Source organism: Pseudoalteromonas sp. ABE4_541, assembly GCF_056312285.1.
The window spans coordinates 68,496-84,773 of the sequence record NZ_JBSVEM010000008.1; the positions used below are offsets into that span (position 1 = coordinate 68,496).

The window sequence follows — 16,278 nt, forward strand, 5'->3', positions numbered from 1 at the left end:
TAAGGATAGATCATTATGAGGAATATGAACGGTATACGGGCAATTTCTTTTGCTGTTGGGGTAATTCAAAGAGCGATTTTAGCTCATTGTCTTGCATGAGCACAGCGGGTAGTGAGCGCATGATACATTGATTACTATACCCGTTTTTACAAAGCATTGCTGCGCGGCTAAACACTAAGGCATTGAGATAGCCTTCAAATAAAACATGATCTATGACGAGCTCGGGGTGTTGCTCTACTTGCGCTCTAAATTTATCACACAATGCCGTGCTGCAAAGATTTGGATCTGGCATCACTTCTGTCACCATCACATTTTCCCCCACCTTAATTCTTTGAAACAGCGCTTTGCTGGAAACAAAAGAAACGGTCGTAAAATCTAGGGTTGATTTGGCTTGTTTGGCTAGCTCTATAAATTTGGCCAAGGGTTCGTAAGTACCCACCATGATCACTGCGGTTGCATTGGTGGCTTGGATCTGCTCTAACGCTTTATCTACATCAGTGGTGTTGCGTCTAAAGCGCGTAACAATGACAGGTTTTAGCTTTGATAGAAGTAAACTTTGGGTAATGCTCTTTTCTAATGTGATACCAAATTCATCGGCTTGGATTAATAGTGCAATATGTTGATGTTGTTTTTCATTCACTAAAAAGCGCACTTGCTCCATCGCTTCATCCTTATAGCTTGCTCTGAGATTAAATACTTGAAAGGTGGGGGCGCCGTGCAAAAAATCAGCCCCAGTGAAGGGCATGAGTAATGGAATTTGACTGTACTCAAGCAAAGGCTTGATAGCTGATGTTGTTGGCGTGCCCATATAGCTAAAAAGCGCATTGACCTGATGTACGTCAACAAGCTGTTTGGTATTGATTACAGTACGATTTGGCTCATAACCATCATCCAAAACGGTTAATTCAATCAGCTGTCCAGCAACCCCACCTTGCTTATTTAGTTCGTCAAAATAAAGCTGGGCGCCATCACGTAGCTGTTTACCAATTCCTTGAGCTGGACCACTTAGCGCAATTGACATACCGAGTTTGATATTGTTTGTTGCGCACACACCCGAGGCCATTATTAGCCATGAGAGTGCAAAACATAAAAGCTTATGGAAGGGACTTAATCGCGGCATGTAACTCCAGTACTAACGTTTTAAAAGCACGTGCTCGCTGTTTCTTTGACTCCAATTTAAGTCCATCCAAACACCATGCTTTACTATTATTTTGTAATAATAGTCCAATCGCTAAGTGTTGTGAAACATCTGATAAACTTAATAGTAATTTCGGGTTAAATGTCAAAATATGCCATAGTGTGCTGCTATCTTGTTCAAGATGAGATAACTTCTTGGCCATATAATTCAAATGGTTAATCCAATGTGCAGGGATCTCTTGAGAGGAAAAAGTGTTGACAAGTATTAGTACTAAAGAACTAGGTAAAAGCTGGTATTGACTGAGTAGCTGATAATAAAAACTCGTTTGGAAATGGTATTGTAAGTCTTGCAGTGCCTGTGTGCTTTGTTTATTGATACTTTTAAGCACCATGGCAGCGTATTCGCCGCTTGCTTTATCTTGCTTGAAACCTAATTTAACCACTTTAAAATGGTTCTTTTGCCAGAAATTAACGAGTTGGGCATTAGCGCCAAAGCTGCTGCCGATGTAATCTACTTCATGGTGTAGTTGCTGTTCTGTGAAAGAAAGAAGTTGGCTGCCTAATGTTTGTTTATGAACAGATGGTGCGACAACAATTCTCACGACACGAGCGAATCGACTGTTCAAAAAGTCAGTATGTCCTTGGATGGCGAAGAGCTGCTGCGGTAACAAATGACCTTGTGGCCGACGCTTTCCTGCGGCGATGTCGTTATTTAATTCACTCGGTAATTGGCCTTCCATATTGACCAAACACAAGCCTAACAAGTTGTTTTGGTCGCTGACAGCAAAAAGGCGCTGGGATGGGCTATCAAGCAACTGTCGCAAGTCACTTACCGTGGTTTGGTAGTGGGCAAGCACTAGCAGTGCAAATACTTGCTGCAGAAAGTGTTCATCTTGTGCGAGTGTACTTGTTTTCAGCTCAGTAAAAGAAGGTGTGCTGATATGGTTGATTGCTTGGTAGCGACAATCAAGCGCAAATAGCGTATTGATCTGCTTTTCTAGCGGGTCATTGGCTTGATAGCGAATAGGCTGGTTCAGCTGTAGCGAAATGAACTTAGGGTAATGCGCTTCTAGAAAGCGTTTAAATCGCAATGTGTAACCTCGCCCATTGCCTTCGTAACCAATCATTGTGCTGGAAAAGACGCAAGGCTGCCCTTGTTCGGTAATTTTGATTAATACAGGTACAGGAATTGAAGCTGCCTCATCAACTAAGATAATATCGTTCTCTATGCGCGCTTTGAGTAGTTCATCTGGTGGTAAGTAGCGTATGTTCGCTAATTGTTTCTCATGGCCTTGATAAGGTATTCCCATTGCATCAGCCAAATGCTTAAAGGTATTTTTGACCGCTTGATATTGCATCGCACAGATCACAAATGAACATTCTTTCATCGCACCGGCAAGCAAGCCTAAGGCTGCTGATTTTCCTCGTCCACGGTCGGCGGTGAGTAAAGCTGGTGCAGCTTGTTTCTGCTGCAAGTGCGTCGATAATTGTGATACGACCTGTGTTTGCTCATCGAAATGAGTGCGTGCTAGGGGAGAGGTTGTATCCAGCTGCAGGTACAAGCCATGTCGCTGTGAAAAGCTAGATAAACGACTTTGTGTGAGTAGTGTCTGCCAGCGTTTGAGAAAGGGGCTCTGTAGCACCTTAAAACCAAATGAACAGCAGCTGTGAATGCCGGGGTCTAACCAAGCGTCTAAGTCTTCAAGTTCAGGTATGATGAGCACGAGTAGACCACCGGCTTTGATGGTGCCACTGAGTGCGGCCAGCTTGTTAGGCTCTATGCCTGCGTAGCCATCGTATACGGCAATATCAAACTCTTGCCCAAGGATCTGATGTAAATGCTCTGGCCAAATAGCCTGTTTGATATCTGGATGTTTTGATAGCAGGAGTGTATTGCTATCAAAGTTAAACAGTGCTGATAGTTGCTCAGCAGCCCAATTGTGTTCCCCACACAATAAGAACAACTGGCGGTGTTGTTCACGCGCCAGTTTTAATAATAAGGGCTTTAGCTTAGAGGCTTTGTAAACGGGCATAGGCCGTCACTAACCATTTGCTGCCAACATCGTCAAAATTAACTTGAATGCGTGACTGTGCGCCACTGCCCTCATAGTTAAGGACCGTACCCGCGCCGAACTTGGCATGTAGTACTCTTTGCCCGAGTGTGTAACCACTGTCATCAAATGCGGCATGTGTTACCGCAGCACTAAAGCGGCCACTGTTCACAGGGCGTGACACTTGAGTTTTGATGCGTATTTCTTCGATACACTCTTCCGGTAGCTCTCGTAAGAAACGAGACGGGCTATGATGTTTCTCTTGGCCGTACAAACGGCGACTCTCTGCATGGCTTATGTAGAGTTTATCCATTGCACGGGTCATGCCCACGTAGCAAAGGCGACGCTCTTCTTCAAGACGGCCAGACTCCTCATGGCTTTGCTGTGATGGGAACATGCCTTCTTCGACACCCACCATAAAGACAAGTGGAAACTCCAAACCTTTTGCTGAGTGCAAAGTCATCATTTGTACAGCATCTTCGTGTTCATCGGCCTGACCTTCACCCGATTCCAATGAGGTGTATGCTAAAAAGCCTTGTAGTGGTGAACTGAAATCTTCATCAATGGGTGGTTCATATTGGCCACAAGCACTGATCAATTCTTCTAAGTTTTCTACACGAGCACGGCCCTTTTCGCCTTTTTCAGCTTGATACATAGCCATCAGGCCAGATTGTTCTATCGTCGTTTTAGCTTGCTCGGATAACTCTAATTCACTGATTTTATCATCCAACTGTTCAACCAGCTCAATAAAGCGCGACACGGCCGTTGCTGCTCTGCCAGCTAAGTGTTTTTGTTCTATCACGGCTTTTGCTGCGTGCCACAAAGGCATGGACTCGTTACGTGCACAGTCGCGAATATGACTCAACGTTTTATCGCCAATACCACGAGCAGGTGTATTGATCACGCGTTCAAATGCCGCGTCGTCTTGACGATTACTGATCAAGCGTAAATAAGCCAAGGCATCTTTTATCTCTTGGCGTTCGAAGAATCGCATGCCGCCATAAATACGATATCTAAGCCCCTCTTGTAACATGGCTTCCTCTAGCACACGAGATTGGGCATTGTTACGGTACAAAATAGCACAATCTTGCAAAGCATTGCCGCCATTGAGCCAAGTACGAATTTTACTCACCACAAACCGAGCTTCATCTAACTCGTTAAATGCTGCATAGATAGAAATGGGCTCACCTTGGTTACCATCGGTCCATAAGCTTTTACCCATGCGTTCGGCGTTGTTTTTGATCAACGCGTTAGACGCTTTTAGAATGGTTGCGGTGGAGCGGTAATTTTGTTCTAAGCGAATGGTTTCAGCTGAAAAGTCGTCCAAAAAGCGTTTAATGTTCTCAACTTTTGCGCCACGCCAACCATAGATACTTTGGTCATCATCACCCACGATCATCATGGTATTTTCTTGGCCAGCCAATAGCTTAAGCCATTGATATTGAATACTATTGGTATCTTGAAATTCGTCCACTAACATGTGTCTGAAGCGTTGTTGATAGTGGCGTAGCAGCGTTGGTTGTTGCTGCAGTAACTCAAAGCAGCGTAACAATATTTCAGCGAAGTCGACCAGCCCAGCGCGGTCACAGGCATCTTGGTAAGCTGTGTAAACACGCAGTAAGAGTTGCTCATTAACATCATACGCTTGAATATCTTTAGGGCGCTGACCTTCGTCTTTGCGGGCACTGATATACCAAGCAATATGTTTCGCTGGCCATTTCTTCTCGTCAATGTTCATGGCTTTGAGTAAACGACGGATCATACGAACCTGATCATCACTATCGAGAATTTGGAACGCTTCAGGCAAGTTCGCCTCACGGTGGTGAGCGCGTAAAATACGGTGTGACAAGCCGTGGAAGGTACCTATCCACATTCCCCCGACGGGCGCGCGAAGTGTTTCTTCAACTCGAGTACGCATTTCCTTCGCGGCTTTATTGGTAAACGTTACTGCAAAGATACTGTAAGGAGAGGCATGTTCTACCTGCATTAACCAAGCGATGCGGTGCACTAAAACGCGGGTTTTACCCGAACCGGCACCTGCTAGCACCAACATATTTTGCAGTGGAGCCGCCACGGCCTCACGCTGTTTGTCGTTTAAGCCATCGATTAATTCAGAAACGTCCATTACCACGCCTATTTCAGTAAAATGAACGCAAAGTATACCCGCGTTAGGGGGGCGTTGCCCAGTTATGCTCTATAAAAAGCCGAAAAGATAACATTATCGTATTGATTTAAATGGAGAAAAGAAAAAATGAAAGGCTGTATAAATACACAGTTACTCGTTTTCTAACACTTGTTTTAGACGATTTTGTACTTCTTCCACCAATAGATCTGGCTGGAACTTGGACAAAAATGCATTACAACCCACCTTTTCGACCATTGCATGGTTGAAGCTACCACTTAAAGATGTGTTTAAGATCACATACAAATCTTTTAAGCGACTATCATTGCGAATTTCATAAGTGAGTCGATAACCATCCATAGAGGGCATTTCAGCATCGGTGATCACGGCAAGTAGTTCTTTATTCACATCAATGCCTTCATTAGCCCAATGCTTTAATACATTGAGAGCTTCTTGGCCATCGGTGGCTGGAATAATTTCAATTCCCAATTGGGCGAGCGTATCTGCTACTTGGCGGCGAGCGGTAGGAGAGTCATCGGCATGAAGAATTTTTCGGCCGTGAAACTCGTCCATGATACTTTTGTCCAGAACATCTTCCGATATCTCTATGTCATAAGAGACAATTTCAGCCAGCACTTTTTCCACATCAATGATCTCAACAATGTGCTCTACGCCATCTCGCTGGATCTTGGTGAGTGCGGTTAAATAGTGATTTTTACCTACGGAGCTTGGTGTGGGCATAATATCTTGCCACGTGGTATTAACGATTTGATCTACTTTGCCCACCAAGAAGGCTTGCACAGTTCGGTTATATTCCGTAATCACAAGATTGCTATCTGTATCGGGCTCACATTCGGGCATACAGATTGCCTTACGCAAATCGATAACGGGAATAGACTCGCCGCGTATCGTTGTCACGCCACAGATTTTTGGATGCGCATTGGGCATGTTATTGAGATGCGGCAACTTAACGACTTCTTTAACTTTAAATACGTTGAGTGCAAAAAAATGGCGGCTGTGTAGGTGAAATAATAAAAGCTCTAATCGGTTCTCACCGACCAGTTTTGTTCTTTGATCTACCGAAGCTAATACGCCAGCCATACCGCTACCTCTATCTCCTCATGTCCGTATTCCAGTATACTTAAGTTGAAATAAAATACGAGCTTTGCGCTAAGCAGAAAGTTGCTAAGGCGGTTTGGCTGTTTTGAGTAATTACACGATTTGGTAATCACAGTATTTCTTATAAGATGCAAGTGTGCTTAGATCACGTAAAGCGAAGTGAATATACAACTTTGAGCATAGGGTTATGCCGATAATTTTTAAACGTTTTTTTGTGCTTCTCAGAGCACATGTTGATAAAGCCAGTTGGCAATTACTCGTGAGTGTGACTGCATTACACATGATATTGGTGTGGGTTGGTCTCTATGTGGCGCAAGAGCAAGCTTTGATTGAACCAAGCACTTATGTTTATTACTACATAGTGACAACATCAACAGTTGGCTATGGTGATTTCAGCGCAACTTCACAGCTTGGCCGCTGGGTCGTTGCACTAGTGCAAATTCCCTTTGGTTTAGCTTTATTTGGCATATTGTTAGGTAAAGCAGGGCAGCAAATGACATTTTGGATAAAAAGAGCAATGACGGGCGATAAAGATTTCTACCATTTACGAAACCACATTATTATTTTTGGCTGGCACGCAACGCGTACCAAAAAAATGATCGATTACATCTTGGCTGATGCGAAACGCCAGGATAGACGTATTGTTTTAGCGGTAGCCGATGCTATAGAGCACCCATTGTTGAGTTATTCAGAAGTGGATTTTGCCAGACTTGGCAGTTTTACCGATGATGATGAACTGGCGCGCATTGCAACAAGTCATGCAGACAAAATTATCATTGATGGTCAGGATGACGATCAAACCTTTACCACAGCGTTAAAATTAAGCCCTATGGTAAAGGAAACTGCCCATATCAGCGCACATTTTGTTGACGAAAGCAAAGTGAGTTTGCTTCGAGCACATTGCCAAAACGTGGAGTGTTCATCGAGTAAATCTGCAGAAATATTGGTGCGTGCCATGCAAGATCCGGGATCGAGTCGAGTGCAAGAAGAGCTGCTTTCAACCTTACACGGTGATACGCAATTTAGTTTACAGCTACCATCTGGCACGAAGACTTGCCAATTTGGCGCATTATTTCATCATTTCAAAGAAAAACATGATGCAATTTTGCTGGGGGTGGCCCATGATTTAAGTGCACAGAATATGGATTTGAATCCACCTTTGGATTATCCAGTGAATGCTGGGGATATTTTGCATTACATTGCCCCTGTTCGTGTGCTTTCTGACGAAGTAGCTTGGCAAGTTTTATCATGACAGAACTGATAGTTTTAATTTTGGCTTTAGGTGCATATTTGCTGCCCATAGGGATGGTATTGAGTAGCAAACGCACTTGGGGCCACGAAAAAAATGGCTGGTTAATTGGCACCCTGATTTTTTCGTGGATAGCACTACTGTTGTATTATTCCATTGTGCCAAAAGAAGGTATGTATACCGAGCCTGAAAAGAAAAATAAGACTCGGGATTTCGATTAGCATTTAGTCAGTATCGTCCATTCTTGCACTGTGACGGGCATGACTGACAGCCGGTTAGCCTTTTTTAATGCCAGTTCTGTGATTGCAGAATTGGCTTTGATAGCAGCTAGGCTGACAGGTCTTATATGTTTTACATACTTTACTGTGACACCAAACCATCTTGGTTTCTCTAAACTCGCTTTGGCATCAAAATAATCACTTTTTTCATCAAATTGGTGGGGGTCTGGCTGAGCCGCACTGATTACTTCGCCAATACCTACGATTGCTGGCACTTTGCAGCTAGAATGGTAAATAAAGACCTGATCACCCACCTGCGCTTCACATAAGAAATTACGGGCTTGGTAATTTCTAACCCCTTCCCAAAAGGTGCCTTGCTCACCCAGTGCTTTTAAATCATCAATTGAAAAAGTATCGGGTTCAGTTTTAAACAGCCAATATGCCATGTTTGCCTCATTTGCGTGTGGGAAGTTATCTATTGTTCATGATATTAACTTGATACTCAATGCGTTAGTAATGGTTAATCATCGTTGAGCCGATTATACTATGATTATTGATATTAACTGATGAATGAAGAGGTCTCGATGAGTCAAGTGCTAACCGATCTATTGTCATTATTGAAGTTGGAAGAAATAGAGCAGGGGATATATCGAGGGCAAAGTCAGGACTTAGGCTTTCCCCAAGTTTTTGGGGGTCAGGTCATGGGGCAAGCACTATCGGCGGCCAAATATACTTTACCTGAAGGGCGCTACGTGAATTCGCTACACTCATATTTTTTACGCCCCGGGGATGCCAAAAAACCAATTGTGTACGATGTTGAAGTGATCCGAGATGGGCGCAGTTTTAGTACTCGTCGAGTTCGAGCCATACAGTATGGTAAACCTATCTTCTATATGACGGCTTCATTTCAAGGTGATGAACCAGGGGTGTCGCATCAAACTCCTATGCCCAATGTGCCAGGTCCTGAAGAGTTAAAATCATCGATTGAATTCTTTCGTGAAAACAAAGCGTTGATCCCAGAAAAACTGCGTAATAAGTTTACCTGTGACATGCCGCTAGAAACGCGCCCAGTTGAGTTTCAAAATCCTTTTCAACCTGAGGTGACAGAGCCTCAACGTCACGTGTGGTTTAAAGCCAATGGCCCATTACCTGATGATAGGCGCATTCATAATTACTTGTTGGCCTATGCGTCAGACTTTGAGTTTTTGCCAACGGCGTTGCAGCCCCATGGACTGTCATTTTTGCACCCCAGTATGCAGGTAGCCACCATAGATCACGCGATGTGGTTCCACCGTCCATTTAGAATGGATGAATGGATTTTATATAGTGTGGATAGCCCTAGTGCATCGAACGGACGAGGGTTGGTGCGAGGGCAGTTTTTTAATCGTCAAGGTGAGCTCGTCGCCTCAACAATCCAAGAAGGTGTGATGCGCCAGCGAGGCGCATAAGAGAACGGCCGTCAATTGGCGGCCGTTCTCTATCACTTATTGGAACCATCAAATCGTATCATCAATGGACTGCCAAATACTGGCAGGGAGCAATTCATTCAAATGGTGCTGAAGTGTCTCCAATTTTGCCTCAGAACGAATACATTGCTCTTCACAGACCTTGATAAAACCTTGTTCCTTCAGAGTAGTAATAAAGGCAACGAGCACTTTCTTATCAAAAAACTCGGGGCTTTTTATGCCGTGTAAGGTGCCCAGACGCTTGGCTATCACATCACTTTCCGTTTCTAAATTTTGACGAGAAATATCCCTGTTTTTTTGAATTAAACTGACAGTGATCGCATAGCGCTCTAGGGTTAAGTGTGACACCTTACCGAGCATTTCAAGCTGCGCTAATGCATTGTTGTCTTTGATAACGTATGCGTTCTGACCATCAAATTCAATAAGTCCTTGCTGTGCAAAACAGGCCAATACTTCTTTGATGTAATCTTGGCGAAGAGGTGTTAAGAACCACTCTTTGGCAAACAGTGGATACAGTATGTCGAACAACTGATTGCATTCATCTAGTGTCACACTAAAACGATTAAATAACTGCTGTGCGATAATGCTTGGTACCGCAAACAAGTGCACGATGTTATTGCGATAGTAGTTAAATAGTGTGCGCTCTTTCTCTTTAATTGCGATGATTTTGCCCAACTCATCCTCAAGCACATCTAGTTTATTCAACTTTAATGCATGGTCTAATAATTGTTCCGCATTATCATCTGGCACGGTGACTTGTGCATTATATTTTGCGCTACGCTGTAGGGTTAGATAAAAATCTAACTGTGCTAATAATTTACGACGACTCAGTGCGAATTGACTGTTGCTGAGTAAGATGGTGGCAAGCAAGTTAATCGCATTTAGCGCGGCGGCACTATTAATGTTAACCATGATGTCATCTGCTAACTCAGCCACCTGAGTATTCAACCATTGTGGTTTTTGAATGTCAGTTGGGTGAATGGCGTCACGCCAATTACTTTGGTGCTCATTCAGATACTGATTGACGTTAATGGGTTCGCCAAAGTTTAAATAACCACGACCATAGTTTTTAAGATTTTTGATGGCTTTGAACACCGCGAAAATAGATTCATTTTTCTTATTGTTACCCGCCAATTCTTTAAGGTAAGTGTTGATCTCCATAACATGCTCATAACCGATATAAACGGGCACAATCGAGATAGGACGATCGATACCGCGTAACATAGACTGAATAGTCATTGCCAACATACCGGTTTTGGGCGGCAATAGTCGGCCCGTGCGACTGCGCCCACCTTCGGTGTAGAATTTGACTGAGTAACCTTTTATAAACAGTTGGCTCAAATACTCTTTAAATACCGCAGAATAGAGTTTGTTGCCTGCAAACGAGCGACGAATAAAGAATGCCCCTGAACGGCGAAAAATGCCTCCCGCGGGGAAGAAGTTCAAATTAACGCCCGCCGCAATGTGTGGCGGCACAAGGCCTTGGTGATAGATCACATAGGTCAACAATAAGTAGTCCATGTGACTTCGATGGCAGGGTACATAAATGATCTCATGACCTTTATCTGCCAGTTGATGTACGCGCTCTGCGTAATTAACTTCGATACCGTTGTACAGTTTGTTCCAGAGCCAAGTGAGAATACGATCCGCGACTCGCACCATGGCATCGGAGTAGTTTGCTGCTATTTCATCCAATAACTCTTGTGCATTAACGCGCGCTTCTTCATAGCTCAAACCTTTGCTCTTTGCTTCATCAGCGATGGCTTTTTTAATTGCGGGTGCCGCAAGGAGTGAACTGAATAGCTGCTCTCTTGAGGGAAGTTTCGGGCCAGTAGCTGCTAGCTTTTGGCGACGAAAATGTACACGAGCCACACGGACTAATTTTTGTGGTAGCTCATCAACATCAGATTTGTCGGTCATCAGTTGCTTAAGATCAATAGGCTGGCTGAAGCGAACCAAGTTATCCCGACCTGAAAAAAGCAATACAAAGAACTTTCTCAGCCAGCTAGGTGTGAGAGAATGGGAGAATAAGGTACCAATACCGGGCTTTTCTTTTCCTGGGGCTCTACCCCAAAGAATGGTCACTGGAACGATCTGCGCTTCCGTATGCGGTTCTGCGCGCAACGCACTGAAAATATCTTTACCTATAACTAAGGCATTACTTGGTTTGGCAACTGAACCAAATAATGGCGTCGGTTTTTGCAAAGCGATAAAGCGCTCAATAGGGTTACCTGCGAGCAGCTGTGGTTGGGTTGCGCGTGGCAATCCGAGTTTTTTACAAACCGCATCAAGCGCGGCGAGATCGGAACGCGACTGTAGTGGCGTTACGTAAAAAGTTGGCAAGTTAGGATTAAGGCCAAACTGTTCTATGGGGCTTTCAGGTAATAGTTTGGTTTTAACTAATAAAAAGTTTGCCCATTGTGAAAAAAGATTCAAGGTCTTAGATAACATGCCGATGGCACCACCACTTAAAAAATTTGCAATAGGATACCAAGCTTTAACTGGACTGACCATTGATAAGCGTTGGCGCGAAAGTGATATAAAGCGACAAGCAGCTGAGCGGTAGCAAAGTCTGCTTAAAAATAACTTAGCATTTGTTGTTGCATTTATCACCAATATCATTATAATGTGCGGACTTTCTTACTGTGAGTCAGTTTGAAAGCAATATATAGGGCTTGGATTTCAAGCCAATGAAACAGGAACTCCGATTTGGAGTTCAATGGTAGAAATAAGGAAGCAACCAGCGAGTTTATCTTAGATTCGTACTGGTGGTTTTTTTATGCTCTTTTTAAAATGCTCTTTTAATTGAGGTTTAAGAATGTCAAATCAACGCATTCGTATTCGCCTAAAAGCTTTTGACCACCGTTTGATTGACCAATCAACGGCGGAAATCGTGGAAACTGCGAAACGCACTGGTGCTCAGGTACGTGGTCCAATCCCACTTCCAACGCGCTTTGAACGTTTTACTGTATTGATCTCTCCGCACGTAAACAAAGATGCGCGTGATCAGTATGAAATCCGCACCCACAAACGTCTGATCGACATCGTAGAACCAACAGACAAGACTGTAGACGCTCTAATGCGCCTAGACCTTGCTGCTGGTGTTGATGTTCAAATCAGCCTGGGTTAATCGGAAGATTAGAGAGGTTTTAGGAAAATGGCATTAGGTCTAGTCGGTCGTAAAGTGGGTATGACACGTATCTTCACTGAAGATGGTGTATCTATCCCTGTGACAGTTATCGAAGCGACGCCTAACCGTGTTACTCAGATCAAATCTGACGCAACAGACGGTTATGAAGCGCTTCAAGTTACTGCAGGCGAGAAAAAAGCAAGCCGTGTAAACAAAGCTGCAGCGGGTCACTTCGCTAAAGCTGGTGTTGAAGCGGGTCGTGGCCTGTGGGAATTCCGCCTAAATGGTGGTGAAGGCGATTTTGAAGTAGGTGCTGAACTTACTGTTGAACTATTCAACGATGTAAGCAAAGTAGACGTAACTGGTACTTCAAAAGGTAAAGGTTTCCAAGGTGGTGTTAAGCGCTGGAACTTCAGCATGCAAGACGCTACACACGGTAACTCTTTGTCTCACCGTGCTCCTGGTTCAATCGGTCAAAACCAATCACCTGGTAAGGTGTTTAAAGGTAAGAAAATGGCTGGTCAAATGGGTAATGTGCAAACAACTACTCAGAACCTTGAATTAGTACGTGTTGACGCTGAGCGTAACCTGCTTTTAGTTAAGGGTGCAGTACCTGGCGCTATCGGCGGTGACGTTATCGTTAAACCAGCTGTTAAAGCATAAGTCCTGGAGATTTAGTGATGGAATTAGCAATTAAAGGCGCTGGTGCGCTTGAAGTTTCCGAAGCTACTTTTGGACGTGAGTTTAACGAAGCATTAGTACACCAAGTAGTTGTTGCATACGCAGCAGGTGCTCGTCAAGGTACTCGTGCTCAAAAGACACGTTCTGAAGTGCGTGGTGGTGGTAAGAAACCATTCAGCCAAAAAGGTACTGGCCGTGCACGTGCTGGTACAATCCGCAGCCCAATCTGGCGCAGCGGTGGTGTGAGCTTTGCAGCTAAGCCGCAAGATCACAGCCAAAAAGTTAACCGTAAGATGTATCGCGGTGCGATTAAGAGCATCTTGTCTGAGCTTGTTCGTCAAGAGCGTTTAGTAGTTGTTGAAAACTTCGGTTTAGAAGCACCTAAAACTAAAGAGCTAGTAGCTAAGCTTAAAGAGCTTGAGCTTAAAGACGTGCTTATCGTGACTGAAGAAGTAGATGAGAATCTATTCCTTTCTGCACGTAACCTTTATAAGGTTGACACTCGTGATGTAGCTGGCATTGACCCAGTAAGCCTAATCGCTTTCGATAAGGTACTAATTACTGCAGGTGCTGTTAAGCAACTTGAGGAGGCGCTAGCATGATCCGTGAAGAACGTCTTTTAAAAGTAATCCTTGCTCCACACATCTCTGAGAAAAGCACAATCTCTGCTGAAGAGAACAACACGATTGTTTTCAAAGTAGCAAAAGATGCAACTAAAGCTGAAGTTAAAGCAGCTGTTGAGAAGCTTTTTGAAGTAGAAGTAACTGGTGTTCGTACTTTGAATGTTAAGGGTAAAACAAAGCGTACTGGTATGCGTTTCGGTCGTCGTAGCGACTGGAAAAAAGCCTACGTTACTCTTAAAGAAGGTAGCGAGCTAGACTTTGTCGGCGGCGCCGAGTAATAAGGGGAGTTAGAATTATGGCACTTCAAAAGTGTAAACCAACTTCTGCGGGTCGTCGTCACGTCGTTAAAGTGGTTAACCCTGATCTACACAAGGGTAAGCCTTACGCTCCGCTACTAGAGAAAAACTCTAAATCAGGTGGTCGTAACAACAACGGTCGTATCACGGTTCGTCACATCGGTGGTGGTCACAAGCATCACTATCGTGTAATTGACTTTAAACGTACTAAAGATGGCATTCCTGCTACTGTTGAGCGTTTAGAGTACGATCCAAACCGTAGCGCAAACATCGCTCTTGTATTATATGCAGACGGTGAGCGTCGTTACATTATTGCACCTAAAGGCCTTAAAGCTGGCGATCAAATCCAGTCTGGTGTTGATGCACCAATCAAAGCTGGTAACACATTGCCAATGCGTAACATGCCTGTAGGTTCGACTGTACACAACGTAGAATTAAAGCCAGGTAAAGGTGCGCAAATCGCACGTTCTGCTGGTGCATACGTTCAAATCCTAGCACGTGAAGGTCAATACGTGACTCTACGTCTTCGTTCAGGCGAAGTTCGTAAGGTTGAGTCTGACTGTCGCGCTACCTTAGGTGAAGTAGGCAATGCTGAGCATATGCTTCGTTCACTAGGTAAAGCTGGTGCTAACCGCTGGCGTGGTATTCGTCCGACAGTTCGTGGTGTTGCCATGAACCCGGTTGATCACCCACACGGTGGTGGTGAAGGTCGTACTTCTGGTGGTCGTCACCCTGTGTCTCCATGGGGCAAGCCTACCAAAGGTGCTAAAACACGTAAGAACAAGCGTACTGATAAATTAATCGTACGTCGTCGTACTAAGTAATAGTTGAGGAATTGCCATGCCACGTTCTCTCAAGAAGGGTCCATTCATTGACCTACACTTGCTGAAGAAGGTAGAGAAGGCGTTGGAAAGCGGTGACAAGAAGCCTATCAAGACTTGGAGCCGTCGTTCAATGATCATCCCTAACATGATCGGATTGACCATCGCTGTCCATAATGGTCGTCAGCACGTACCTGTATTCGTTACAGACGAAATGATCGGTCACAAACTAGGTGAATTTGCACCTACACGTACTTACCGCGGTCACGCTGCGGATAAGAAAGCTAAGAAACGTTAATCGGAGGGTATGATGGAAGCATTAGCTAAACACAAATTCGCCTCTGGTTCGGCGCAAAAAGCACGTCTAGTAGCTGATCAGATCCGCGGACTACCGGTAGATCGCGCTCTAGAAATCCTGGCGTACAGCCCAAAGAAAGCGGCTGTATTAGTTAAAAAAGTACTTGAGTCTGCTATTGCGAACGCAGAGCACAACGAAGGTGCTGACATTGATGAGCTACGTGTAGCTACGATTTTTGTGGACGATGGTCCTACAATGAAACGTATCATGCCACGTGCTAAAGGACGCGCTGACCGCATCCTTAAGCGTACAAGCCACATCACTGTTGTGGTTTCGGATAGCTAGGAGATATAAGTAATGGGACAAAAAGTTCATCCTACTGGTATTCGCCTAGGTATCTCTAAACCTTGGGTTTCTACCTGGTACGCGAATACAAAAGATTTCTCTGAACAGCTTTTTGGCGATCACAAAGTGCGTCAATACCTTACTAAGGAATTGAAAGCAGCTTCTGTGTCTAAAATCGTTATCGAGCGTCCAGCTAAATCAATCCGTGTAACAATTCACACAGCTCGTCCTGGTGTTGTTATCGGTAAAAAAGGCGAAGACGTTGAAAAGCTTCGTCAAGCTGTAACTAAGATTGCGGGTGTACCTGCTCAGATCAATATTTCTGAAGTACGTAAACCAGAGCTAGATGCACAATTAGTTGCAGATGGCATCGCATCTCAGCTTGAGCGTCGTGTTATGTTCCGTCGCGCTATGAAGCGTTCGGTACAAAATGCAATGCGCATTGGTGCTAAAGGTATCAAAGTTGAAGTAAGCGGTCGTCTAGGCGGCGCTGAAATCGCACGTTCTGAGTGGTACCGTGAAGGTCGTGTACCTCTACACACTCTACGTGCTGATATCGACTATGCAACTTCTGAAGCGTTAACCACTTACGGTATCATCGGTGTTAAAGTTTGGATCTTCAAAGGCGAAGTAATTGGTGGTTTACCACTAGTTCAAGAGCAAGAGAAGCCAGCTAAACGTGCTCCGAAGAAAGCCAAGAAAAGTGCTAAGTAAGAGGTAGC

General features: G+C 44.3%; 17 protein-coding genes. 11 read left to right on the forward strand and 6 right to left on the reverse strand.

The features are described from left to right. Positions 1 to 13 precede the first annotated feature (13 nt). The 4 genes from ACW689_RS09805 to ACW689_RS09820 all read right to left on the reverse strand — a co-directional run bounded on the left by ACW689_RS09805 (position 14) and on the right by ACW689_RS09820 (position 6,411). On the reverse strand, positions 14 to 1,063 hold the full coding sequence (locus tag ACW689_RS09805; protein WP_476290811.1) for an ABC transporter substrate-binding protein: 1,050 nt from the start codon (positions 1,061 to 1,063) through the stop codon (positions 14 to 16). Positions 1,064 to 1,094: 31 nt separating this feature from the next. Next, the gene (locus tag ACW689_RS09810; protein WP_476290813.1) at positions 1,095 to 3,170 is read right to left on the reverse strand and encodes a tRNA(Met) cytidine acetyltransferase TmcA domain-containing protein; all 2,076 of its coding nucleotides are present in this window, start codon (positions 3,168 to 3,170) and stop codon (positions 1,095 to 1,097) included. Beyond that, on the reverse strand, positions 3,148 to 5,313 hold the full coding sequence (gene uvrD, locus ACW689_RS09815) for a DNA helicase II (protein ID WP_476290815.1): 2,166 nt from the start codon (positions 5,311 to 5,313) through the stop codon (positions 3,148 to 3,150). The genes ACW689_RS09810 and uvrD overlap by 23 nt, the downstream gene beginning before the upstream one ends. A 150-nt stretch (positions 5,314 to 5,463) precedes the next feature. Next, on the reverse strand, positions 5,464 to 6,411 hold the full coding sequence (locus ACW689_RS09820; RefSeq protein WP_476290817.1) for a chemotaxis protein CheV: 948 nt from the start codon (positions 6,409 to 6,411) through the stop codon (positions 5,464 to 5,466). 205 nt (positions 6,412 to 6,616) lie between these two features. Here ACW689_RS09820 and ACW689_RS09825 point away from each other — a divergent pair, with 205 nt between their 5' ends. Then, positions 6,617 to 7,681, forward strand: coding sequence for a potassium channel family protein (locus ACW689_RS09825; RefSeq protein ID WP_476290819.1), 1,065 nt, complete (start codon positions 6,617 to 6,619; stop codon positions 7,679 to 7,681). After that, positions 7,678 to 7,899, forward strand: coding sequence for a hypothetical protein (locus tag ACW689_RS09830; protein WP_476290821.1), 222 nt, complete (start codon positions 7,678 to 7,680; stop codon positions 7,897 to 7,899). The genes ACW689_RS09825 and ACW689_RS09830 overlap by 4 nt, the downstream gene beginning before the upstream one ends. Here ACW689_RS09830 and ACW689_RS09835 read toward each other — a convergent pair. Continuing rightward, the gene (locus ACW689_RS09835) at positions 7,896 to 8,342 is read right to left on the reverse strand and encodes an EVE domain-containing protein (protein WP_476290823.1); all 447 of its coding nucleotides are present in this window, start codon (positions 8,340 to 8,342) and stop codon (positions 7,896 to 7,898) included. The genes ACW689_RS09830 and ACW689_RS09835 overlap by 4 nt on opposite strands. 138 nt (positions 8,343 to 8,480) lie before the next feature. On the opposite strand from ACW689_RS09835, the gene tesB reads away from it, so the two are divergent. Then, on the forward strand, positions 8,481 to 9,344 hold the full coding sequence (gene tesB / locus ACW689_RS09840; protein WP_476290825.1) for an acyl-CoA thioesterase II: 864 nt from the start codon (positions 8,481 to 8,483) through the stop codon (positions 9,342 to 9,344). A 48-nt stretch (positions 9,345 to 9,392) separates the two neighbouring features. On the opposite strand, the gene plsB is transcribed toward tesB, so the two are convergent. Then, a complete protein-coding gene (gene plsB, locus ACW689_RS09845; protein WP_476291040.1) occupies positions 9,393 to 11,819 on the reverse strand; it encodes a glycerol-3-phosphate 1-O-acyltransferase PlsB in 2,427 nt (808 codons plus the stop codon). Between the two features lie 361 nt (positions 11,820 to 12,180). Here plsB and rpsJ point away from each other — a divergent pair, with 361 nt between their 5' ends. Genes rpsJ through rpsC form a run of 8 tightly spaced genes read left to right on the forward strand, consistent with a single transcriptional unit; the run spans position 12,181 to position 16,270 of the window. Next, entirely contained in the window at positions 12,181 to 12,492 is a 312-nt protein-coding gene (rpsJ, locus tag ACW689_RS09850; RefSeq protein ID WP_005495349.1) for a 30S ribosomal protein S10, read from the forward strand. A gap of 27 nt (positions 12,493 to 12,519) precedes the next feature. Further along, positions 12,520 to 13,155, forward strand: a complete 636-nt coding sequence (gene rplC / locus ACW689_RS09855) for a 50S ribosomal protein L3 (RefSeq protein ID WP_070986414.1) — start codon at positions 12,520 to 12,522, stop codon at positions 13,153 to 13,155. Between the two features lie 17 nt (positions 13,156 to 13,172). Beyond that, positions 13,173 to 13,775, forward strand: coding sequence for a 50S ribosomal protein L4 (gene rplD / locus ACW689_RS09860; protein WP_070986413.1), 603 nt, complete (start codon positions 13,173 to 13,175; stop codon positions 13,773 to 13,775). Further along, positions 13,772 to 14,074 carry a 50S ribosomal protein L23 gene (rplW, locus tag ACW689_RS09865; protein ID WP_063701042.1) on the forward strand — a complete coding sequence of 101 codons (303 nt, stop codon included), beginning with the start codon at positions 13,772 to 13,774 and terminating at the stop codon, positions 14,072 to 14,074. The genes rplD and rplW overlap by 4 nt, the downstream gene beginning before the upstream one ends. A 17-nt stretch (positions 14,075 to 14,091) precedes the next feature. Next, entirely contained in the window at positions 14,092 to 14,916 is an 825-nt protein-coding gene (rplB, locus tag ACW689_RS09870) for a 50S ribosomal protein L2 (RefSeq protein ID WP_476290828.1), read from the forward strand. Between the two features lie 16 nt (positions 14,917 to 14,932). Continuing rightward, positions 14,933 to 15,211, forward strand: coding sequence for a 30S ribosomal protein S19 (gene rpsS / locus ACW689_RS09875; RefSeq protein WP_010367084.1), 279 nt, complete (start codon positions 14,933 to 14,935; stop codon positions 15,209 to 15,211). A gap of 12 nt (positions 15,212 to 15,223) precedes the next feature. Further along, complete coding sequence (gene rplV / locus ACW689_RS09880; protein ID WP_058031283.1) at positions 15,224 to 15,556, forward strand: 50S ribosomal protein L22; 333 nt, start codon at positions 15,224 to 15,226, stop codon at positions 15,554 to 15,556. Positions 15,557 to 15,568: 12 nt separating this feature from the next. Next, entirely contained in the window at positions 15,569 to 16,270 is a 702-nt protein-coding gene (gene rpsC / locus ACW689_RS09885; RefSeq protein WP_476290830.1) for a 30S ribosomal protein S3, read from the forward strand. The last annotated feature ends 8 nt before the right edge of the window (positions 16,271 to 16,278 follow it).

Coding starts and splice junctions, on each gene's coding strand:
- rplV (WP_058031283.1), top strand. CDS start 15,224: ATGGAAGCATTAGCTAAACACAAATTCGCCTCTGGTTCGGCGCAAAAA.
- rplB (WP_476290828.1), top strand. CDS start 14,092: ATGGCACTTCAAAAGTGTAAACCAACTTCTGCGGGTCGTCGTCACGTC.
- rpsS (WP_010367084.1), top strand. CDS start 14,933: ATGCCACGTTCTCTCAAGAAGGGTCCATTCATTGACCTACACTTGCTG.
- rplD (WP_070986413.1), top strand. CDS start 13,173: ATGGAATTAGCAATTAAAGGCGCTGGTGCGCTTGAAGTTTCCGAAGCT.
- tesB (WP_476290825.1), top strand. CDS start 8,481: ATGAGTCAAGTGCTAACCGATCTATTGTCATTATTGAAGTTGGAAGAA.
- ACW689_RS09825 (WP_476290819.1), top strand. CDS start 6,617: ATGCCGATAATTTTTAAACGTTTTTTTGTGCTTCTCAGAGCACATGTT.
- ACW689_RS09805 (WP_476290811.1), bottom strand. CDS start 1,063: ATGGCCTCGGGTGTGTGCGCAACAAACAATATCAAACTCGGTATGTCA.
- ACW689_RS09820 (WP_476290817.1), bottom strand. CDS start 6,411: ATGGCTGGCGTATTAGCTTCGGTAGATCAAAGAACAAAACTGGTCGGT.
- ACW689_RS09830 (WP_476290821.1), top strand. CDS start 7,678: ATGACAGAACTGATAGTTTTAATTTTGGCTTTAGGTGCATATTTGCTG.
- uvrD (WP_476290815.1), bottom strand. CDS start 5,313: ATGGACGTTTCTGAATTAATCGATGGCTTAAACGACAAACAGCGTGAG.
- rplC (WP_070986414.1), top strand. CDS start 12,520: ATGGCATTAGGTCTAGTCGGTCGTAAAGTGGGTATGACACGTATCTTC.
- ACW689_RS09835 (WP_476290823.1), bottom strand. CDS start 8,342: ATGGCATATTGGCTGTTTAAAACTGAACCCGATACTTTTTCAATTGAT.
- rpsC (WP_476290830.1), top strand. CDS start 15,569: ATGGGACAAAAAGTTCATCCTACTGGTATTCGCCTAGGTATCTCTAAA.
- rpsJ (WP_005495349.1), top strand. CDS start 12,181: ATGTCAAATCAACGCATTCGTATTCGCCTAAAAGCTTTTGACCACCGT.
- rplW (WP_063701042.1), top strand. CDS start 13,772: ATGATCCGTGAAGAACGTCTTTTAAAAGTAATCCTTGCTCCACACATC.
- ACW689_RS09810 (WP_476290813.1), bottom strand. CDS start 3,170: ATGCCCGTTTACAAAGCCTCTAAGCTAAAGCCCTTATTATTAAAACTG.